General features: G+C 74.9%; 1 protein-coding gene. It reads right to left on the bottom strand.

Annotated elements, in window-relative coordinates; all coding sequences use genetic code 11:
* Positions 1-156 precede the first annotated feature (156 nt).
* On the bottom strand, positions 157-1,863 hold the full coding sequence (locus tag N869_RS14720) for a DUF885 domain-containing protein (RefSeq protein WP_035062892.1): 1,707 nt from the start codon (positions 1,861-1,863) through the stop codon (positions 157-159).
* Between the last annotated feature and the right edge of the window lie 144 nt (positions 1,864-2,007).

Here is a 2,007-nt window from a genome sequence, read left to right as displayed (position 1 = left end):
GCGGGTGGCCTCGGCGAGCGCGGCGTCCTCGTCCACCCCCGAGACCTGCACCAGGGGGTCGATGCCCGCCTGGCGCAGGGTGGTCAGGCGGGCGGGTGAGGCGGAGGCGAGCAGCAGGGTGGTCACCGGGGCAGGGTAGCCCCGGTGACGCCGGTGCTACCCGGTCGCGAGCGCGTCCCGCAGGACGTCCAGGCCCACCGAGCCCAGGGCCAGGGCGCGGGCGTGGAACTCCTTGAGGTCCAGCTCCTCCCCGCGGGCGTGGGCGGCGGCGCGGGCCTCGTCCCTGGCCTGCTCCCACAGGCGCTGGCCGACCTTGTAGGCGGGCGCCTGACCGGGCCACCCGAGGTACCGGGTCAGCTCGAACCTGAGGAACCCCTCGGGCATGGAGACGTTGGCCTTGAGGAACTCCCAGGCCTTGTCCGCGTCCCAGGTGCCGCCGCCCCACCGCTCGGGGCACGGCAGGCCCAGGTGTACCCCGATGTCCAGGACGACGCGGGCGGCGCGCATGCGCTGCCCGTCGAGCATGCCCAGCCGGTCGCCGGGGTCCTCCAGGTGCCCCAGGTCGCTCATGAGTCGTTCGGCGTACAGCGCCCAGCCCTCGCCGTGCCCGGAGACCCAGCACGCGAGCCGCCGCCAGGAGTTCAGGGACGCGCGCTCGTGGACCGCCTGACCGACCTGCAGGTGGTGGCCCGGGACGCCCTCGTGGTAGACGGTCGTCTTCTCCCGCCAGGTGGTGAAGGAGGTCACCTCCGGCGGTACCGACCACCACATGCGCCCGGGCCGGGTGAAGTCGTCCGAGGGTCCCGTGTAGTAGATGCCCCCGGTCCGGGTGGGTGCGATGCAGCACTCCAGGGTCCGCAACGGGTCGGGGATGTCGAAGTGCACGCCGTCCAGCGCCGCGATCGCGGCGTCGGACGTCCGCTGCATCCACGCCTGCAGCGCCTCGGTGCCCTCCAGCACGCGGGCGGGGTCGGCGTCCAGGACGGCGACGGCGTCCTCGACGCTCGCGCCGGGTCCGGCGACGAGTGCCGCGACCTCCTCCTGCTCGGTGACGACGCGCTCGAGCTCGGCCAGGCCCCACGCGTAGGTCTCCTCCAGGTCGACCGTCGCGCCCAGGAAGTACCGGGACCACAGCGCGTACCGCTCCCGCCCCACCCCGTCGGCCTGGGGTGCGCGGGGCAGCAGCTCCTCCTGGAGCATCGTGGCGAGCTCGCCGTAGGCCTCCCGCGCGGCCCGGGCACCGCGCTCCAGGTCGTCCCGCACCTGCTGGTGGCCCAGGCCCAGGGCCGCCTGGGCGGCGGGCCCCTGCACCAGGGTCGTGAACATCGACTCGTCCCCGGCCAGGTCCCGGCACTGGTCGATGCACGCCTGCACCTGCCGCGCCGCGGCCACGTGACCCTGACCTGCGGCCAGGCGTAGAGACTCGGCGATCCCCGCGGTGGCGGTCGGGACGGCCAGCAGCCGTGCCGCGATCGCCGCCCAGTGCTCAGGGGTGGACGTCGCCATGACCGCGAACACGTCCCGCACCCCCTGCACCGGTGAGGCGATGTTGTTCAGGTGGCCCAGGACCTCCCCGGCGTCGACGAGCTCGAGCATCAGGCCCACCCGCTCGCGCATCGCGGCGAGGGTGACCCGGTCCACGTCATCGACGGGCTCGGCCCCGTCCAGCTGCGCCAGGACGTCGCGGGCGGCGTCGGCCTGGGCCTGCCAGCCCGCGGGGGAGTAGTCGGTCATGAGGTGGTCGAACCCGTCGATCCCCATGGCCGTGGCGCTCAGCGGGTCCAGCTCGGCGGTCCGCCGGACGTAGGCGTCGGCGATCGCGTCGATGGGCGTGGGGCGACGGTGTGCGGCGGTGCTCGTCATGCACACGAGCCTATGTGCTGGGCCCCGTCGCCGGGGGTGCCCCGGCGACCGTCCTCAGCGGGTGCGTCCGCTCCACCGCCACGCGTCCACACCGGGCCGCCCCGCCTGGTCCAGGGGGCCGTCGGCGGTGCGCCAGCGTCGGCG

This window comes from Cellulomonas bogoriensis 69B4 = DSM 16987 (assembly GCF_000767165.1).
GTDB lineage: Bacteria > Actinomycetota > Actinomycetes > Actinomycetales > Cellulomonadaceae > Actinotalea > Actinotalea bogoriensis.
The sequence above is the reverse complement of the archived record's forward strand: the minus strand, read 5'-3'. Positions and strand labels throughout refer to the sequence as shown.